Genomic DNA, 384 nt, shown 5'->3' on the forward strand with positions numbered 1-384 from the left:
CCCCCCAACGCAAAGAAATTGTCATACCGGCTGATTTGCTCAATCCCCAGAATTTCACGCCAAATCGCTGCCAGGGCGATTTCGGTTTCGCCCTGCGGCGCGACATAAACCTGCTGGGCATAAGCTGCATTGTCCGGGGCCGGCAATGCCCGGCGATCCAGTTTACCGTTAGGCGTCAACGGCAACGCCTCCAGCCGCACAAAAGCCGACGGCACCATGTAGTCAGGCAGCTGAACACTCAGATGGTCACGCAGGCTATTCGCCAGCCCCTCATCCACGGGTGCCACCACATAAGCCACCAGACGCTTATCCTGCGCTTCTCCCAACGCCAATACCACCGATTCACATACCGCCGGGTGTTCTATCAACCGGGCTTCAATTTCC

The 384-nt window shown here is 57.8% G+C and carries 1 protein-coding gene; it reads right to left on the reverse strand.

Annotation, left to right across the window (positions count from 1 at the left end; all coding sequences use genetic code 11):
* Positions 1-384: AMP-binding enzyme (locus ABR397_RS23470; RefSeq protein WP_350307801.1), on the reverse strand; the 384-nt coding region annotated here is incomplete at both ends.

Origin of the sequence: Photorhabdus viridis (genome assembly GCF_040256935.1) — a bacterium.
Classification (GTDB): domain Bacteria; phylum Pseudomonadota; class Gammaproteobacteria; order Enterobacterales; family Enterobacteriaceae; genus Photorhabdus; species Photorhabdus viridis.